Origin of the sequence: Collinsella sp. AM20-15AC (genome assembly GCF_003471405.1) — a bacterium.
Lineage (GTDB): Bacteria > Actinomycetota > Coriobacteriia > Coriobacteriales > Coriobacteriaceae > Collinsella.
This window is the reverse complement of record NZ_QRJA01000049.1, coordinates 1-5,139: the sequence shown is the minus strand read 5'-3', so window position 1 is coordinate 5,139 and position 5,139 is coordinate 1. Positions and strand designations below refer to the sequence as shown.

Genomic DNA, 5,139 nt, shown 5'->3' with positions numbered 1-5,139 from the left:
GGCCGAGGCCGCCTCGATCAATTTGCGAAAGAATCTTGACGGTACCGCCTCTGATGCAAGCGAAACATTGGGGTTTTTGTTGGGCGATTTCAAGTCCTTGTTTGTCTCCGCCTGCCGTGTGCTTAAACGAACGTGCTGTATATCGGGTGGCCTTTGCGGAACCTTATGCGGGGAGCGTTGAAGCATTGTTTAATGGCTGCACGTTGTCAACTGGTGCTACGGAGACTGAATTAAAACGAAGCTGGCACCTTCATTGTCGTCTCTGACCTATTCATAGCATGTATGATTTGCTAAAGCTATCAGGGATTAGATTTGTTGTCCGTGTGGTGATTGTTGATGATTATAAGAAGCGACGATCGTCAGGCTCTTTCTCGTTCGCTTGTAGAAATCGCCGGTATGGGAAGGTTTGAATTCAATAACGCCTTATTGTCCAGCTTCGATTCGCTACTCGTTAGATTGCGGGATAGAATTCTCAGTTCGGATTGTTGCGTTTACGTTTTAATCCATCATATATGTCGACGTTTGGATTTGGACGAGGGAAATTATGCAAGTTTCAACCCACCGAGTTTCAATCTTAGTCGGTTGCTTACGACGGAGAACGCAATGTCAACGTTTTTGCGAGATCATAAGATTGTCTTCAAGATTATTGGTGGGGCTATCGTTCCTTTTGTTAATGGCAAAAGGAACGATTTGACTTACTGTCACACCTCATTTGAAGCAAATCTAAAATGCAGGCTTCTTGGCGTAAATGGTGTCAAGGATACGTGTGTTAATGGATATGCTCTCGGGGATTCAGTCCAAAATAACATTGAGTTTTCTTATTATTCTGAATGTCCAGAACTAATTCGTATGCTTGACAGCGTCTGTCCCACCACGTGCTTGCTTCATGACTATCAGGAAGAATCAAACGCGTTTTTAATTAGTTATCTCGTTAATGTTGCAGATGTGATACTCGACGATTTCAGTCAAGTGTGTTTCAGCGATAAAGTTGAAGAACTTGTTCGCTGCTACCTCAATCGATTGTTGGATGGTTTCGGTAAGGACGAGATGATTAATGCTGACCTGGGGAATGCGGTTCTTCGTGTTGGTGACGACGTAGATTTAAGTGGAGAAGGCTGCATTGTGCGAAAGTTTGAGAACGGGCAGTTTGAGCTTCTTCAGGATAATCTGCTTGGCACGAAGTAAATGTAAGAATTGGTATGCCTTTTTCGCCTTTCTAACAGTTTAGATAACGGGTGGTGCCGCACCTACCCCAAGCTTCGGTAAGTCGTGTCGGCCGTCAGGATATGGCGCACCACCCTTGCAGTCGGGTCCCATCTGTCGCGCGCCAGGTTGACCCGGAAAAGGTAGACGTATCAGTCGAGATACGCCTGCAGGTTCCGCGGCGACATCCCCGTGAAGCGCCAAAGGTAGCGCTTGAGCCAGGAGCACGGGTCGTTCACCATCTCCATCCGCTCCGGGTAGACCGAGTCGTTGACCTCCGCCCTGTACGCCTCGCTGTCGAGACCTCCCTCCCTGACAAGCACGCCGAAGGCATGCTCGAGATCATGGATGAGCAGCGACCTGAATCACGACCCGTAACGGCCGCGGCTGGCCGAATGCACGGCCAGTACCTCCGGTGCGGCGGGATCGGGCCCCACGGGGAGGTCCACCCGCCCGCGCATCGTGTGGTACGTCGACCTCGCGACGCCGAGGAGCCCGCGCTGCACTGATATGGGGTAGCGCGGGCTCGTTGGCCGCTATGGCCCTCACCCTCGAGCGTTTATCAGCGCCGCTTGTTTCAAGACATCGACCTCCATGCGGAGCCAGCGGTTCTCGCGCCCCAGCTCGATGATCCTGATCTGCTTGGGCGTGCGGTTGTCCGCCGCACGGGGCGAACCCGCCGCGTTGATCGATTTGACCCAGCGCTCGACGGTGCTCTTACCGAGATTGTACTCCTCCATGATCTCCCGCTTGGGCTTGCCGACGTTGTAGAGCTCGACTATCTGCCTCTTGAACTCGTCGGTGAAATGCCTGGGGTGCCTGGGGCCCTCATGCGGCTCTCCCGTCTCTCGCGCCCCTCACGGAACTGTCCATATCAGTGTGGCCAATCCAGAAAACCGAATGGGGCGGGCGGGGCCGTCCGGCTGAGTTTGGGAAGCGGTGCCGGAAAGCGGGCGGAGCATGGCCCCGAGACCCATCGAAACACTTCTGCATCGTTTCTTCAACTGGGGAAGCTCCGGCCCCGGCACCCATTTCGTGAACCGGGCCGTTCGGTTAAGTGCGGGAAGGGGCTATCCGTTCGGGACGTTCGGCTGAAGTCGAGAATCAACCTTCTTTGCATAAATAAATAAGGATAAAATTAATCAATAAATAGTAACGAAATCAGAGAGGTATTCTAATGTCGAAAAGACTTACGCTTACTCAGGAAACAATAAAAGACTATATCAAATCTGAAAAAAATCGCTTTGATGAAAGCCTCGACGAATGTGTCGCATTTGAAATCATAGCAGCTCAAAAGCTGCTTGCTCGTTATGACCTCGATGATGACGAGACTGAGAGGGGACATGTGGGAAAAGGAAATGACGGTGGATATGATGGTATTTATATTTTCGCTAATGAATGCTTGATAACTGGTCAGGATTTCAGCTCACTAGATATTCCTAATAATTCAATAATTGATATACATTTTATTCAAACAAAATATCAAACAGGTTTTCCTGAGGTGTCTATCCAGAATTGGAAAGATTCGTTCCCGAATTTATTGACTGATAATCCCGATCCTCAAAGATATAACGAAGAGGTTAGACAAGCTTTCGAACTAATTCTGAGCATTTTGAAAACAGCTATGAGAAATAAATATAGGGTGAATATTACCTTTTGGGGTATTTCTCTTACTACGGAATTGCATCCTAACTTAATTAAACAGTCTGAAGAATTGAAAACGATTGTTCAGAAAAATGCTCCCATTGTTCATGATATTGCCGTCAACATTTTAACCGACAAAGAGCTCTTTTCCGCGTTTCAGCGGTCCCCAGATAGTGTTGTATCTTTGCATTCAGATAAAGACCCTCTTTGTCCTGATGGTCATAGCGCAATACTCGCTGTAACTATTCCTGAGTTCAATAAATTTGCTACCTCTAATGATGGAAATCTTGAAAAGTCCTTATTCGAAGCTAATATTCGTGACTATCAAGGTAACAACTCCGTGAATAAGGCCATCCAAAACACGCTCCGAAATGATATGGAAGTCGATTTCTGGTGGCTAAATAATGGAATTACAATACTTGCCGATAGCGTTAAGAGGGATATGGACTGTTCTGTAACGTTAATAAACCCCAGAATTGTTAATGGGCTTCAAACATCAAATGAGATTTGGCATTACTGCAGAGAGGGCGATGCTTCTAAAGATACAAGAAAAGTTCTGGTCAAGTGTATTTCCATCACAGATCAGGATGTAAGGGCCAAGATTATTCAAGCAACTAATAATCAAAGCGTTATTCCGTCAGCATATTTACGTTCTCTTGAAACCATACATCTTCAAATAGAACAGTATTTCAAACGCCATGGTTTGCATTATGAAAGAAGGAAGAGCTCATGCAAGAATGAGGGGATTGCAGCGAAGGATATCATTACGGTTCCGTTTTTGGGACAATGCTTAATCGCAGTTTTATTGAAACAGCCGGACTATGCAAGAGCGAGGCCGGCACAAATTCTAGCGGATGACATTAAGTATAAAAAATATTCAATGAGGATATACCTCCTGAAGCATATTTCGCTTTAGGTAAAACATCATTATTTATTCGTCAATATCTTCGAAAGTCGGATTTGGATAGAGCAGAGCAGAATAATTTGATTTTCTATGTTATTCTCGCGACCTGCGCTGTTCAGTTCCGTTCGTTTGACATTACTCCAAATTACTTAAAAAACTTAAATGCTCCCTCAGTTGATGCACTTGAGGATATCGTTGCCGCTTCAAAACAGATTTTTGATGATGCAGGAGGGGACGCAAAAGTTGCAAAAAGCGCTGAGTTTGCAAAACTATTCATCGAACGCTTTCCTATCAATGAGAACGACTTTAATGGTATTACGGCGTCCTAGATGAGGGTTTATAGCTGTGAACTAGATAGTTTTTGTCTTTCTTGACGGTTTATCAAGAACTCTAAGGAAATGGAAAAGCTAATCGGGAGGAATGGAGCTGGGGTCGGTGTCCAGGACGCCCTCTCCGATCTACTCCTCATGTCCCTCGTACACCGGCTTGGTCTTATACTGGGCGGTGATGCTATCGGCGACATGTTCTCCGTACACGCGTGCTTCGCCGTCGTGCTGCGGCTCAAGCGCCGCGCCCGGGCAATCTCAGACCTCGATTGTCTCTTCCGTCGAGCGCATTTCTTCTCTGTGCTAGGGGCGCGGTCTTCTTTTCCATCCTTCCTGGGCCGCCTTGTCAAGGTGGCCGCCCGGGGAAGCCTGTTCCCAGTCTTCGGGTGCGGAGCTCGTGTTATAACTGCTTGGTTTTCTGCGCTTACTGTGCTCAATTCCTGCCGATCATGCGGAATATTTCTTGGTAATCGCAAACGTGGCATAGCGTAGATGAAGGATTTGAGAACAGGGGACGTTAACGTGCCCGTTCCCGAACGGGCGTTGCGCCAACTTGCTCGATACTTCTGCGTTGCGTGACAATTCGTAGTTTAAAGTCGGGGTCAGCAGCCTCGAGACGTCTCGAGGCAGGATGATCTATCGCAGGTTGAAATAGGGTGTTAACCGGGGGGCAAATCGCATCCGCTACAGCTATGTTGCCAGTAGAATGTACGAAGGCTGGCAAATCTTTGGCTATACTCGGAGTGCTTATTTGAGGGAAAGACTAAGCGCGAGACTATGTGGTGCCTTAAACGTTCATAAACGTCATACAGAGAAAAGCCTACAGGGAAGTGCCTACGCGGACTAAGACTACCCCAACGGTGAGAGGCGTTGGGATGGATACTCTGGTATGAACTGCACCGGTTTTGTCGCCCACGCTTGGTCGAAATGTGGCGGTAACCTTGCGGCGGTTGCGGCAAACAACAGCCATTCTCCCTGGGCCGGAGGCCCCGGTGGCGGCAGCTATATCAATGCCTGGCGTTTTTACGGCTATGCGATCGATTCCGGTTCAAAGGTTTATGA

At 47.8% G+C, this 5,139-nt stretch carries 4 protein-coding genes; 3 read left to right on the top strand and 1 reads right to left on the bottom strand.

Features of this window, described 5'->3' with window-relative positions; all coding sequences use genetic code 11:
- Positions 1–603 precede the first annotated feature (603 nt).
- Entirely contained in the window at positions 604–1,185 is a 582-nt protein-coding gene (locus tag DW233_RS09920; RefSeq protein WP_118268014.1) for a hypothetical protein, read from the top strand.
- Between the two features lie 563 nt (positions 1,186–1,748).
- On the opposite strand, the gene DW233_RS10485 is transcribed toward DW233_RS09920, so the two are convergent.
- Complete coding sequence (locus DW233_RS10485) at positions 1,749–1,943, bottom strand: hypothetical protein (protein WP_233547985.1); 195 nt, start codon at positions 1,941–1,943, stop codon at positions 1,749–1,751.
- A gap of 437 nt (positions 1,944–2,380) precedes the next feature.
- Here DW233_RS10485 and DW233_RS09910 point away from each other — a divergent pair, with 437 nt between their 5' ends.
- Both DW233_RS09910 and DW233_RS10200 read left to right on the top strand, forming a co-directional pair.
- Positions 2,381–3,763 carry an AIPR family protein gene (locus DW233_RS09910; protein ID WP_118268012.1) on the top strand — a complete coding sequence of 461 codons (1,383 nt, stop codon included), beginning with the start codon at positions 2,381–2,383 and terminating at the stop codon, positions 3,761–3,763.
- Between the two features lie 44 nt (positions 3,764–3,807).
- Positions 3,808–4,080: a hypothetical protein gene (locus DW233_RS10200; RefSeq protein ID WP_147357158.1), complete on the top strand. Its 273-nt coding sequence runs from the start codon at positions 3,808–3,810 to the stop codon at positions 4,078–4,080.
- The last annotated feature ends 1,059 nt before the right edge of the window (positions 4,081–5,139 follow it).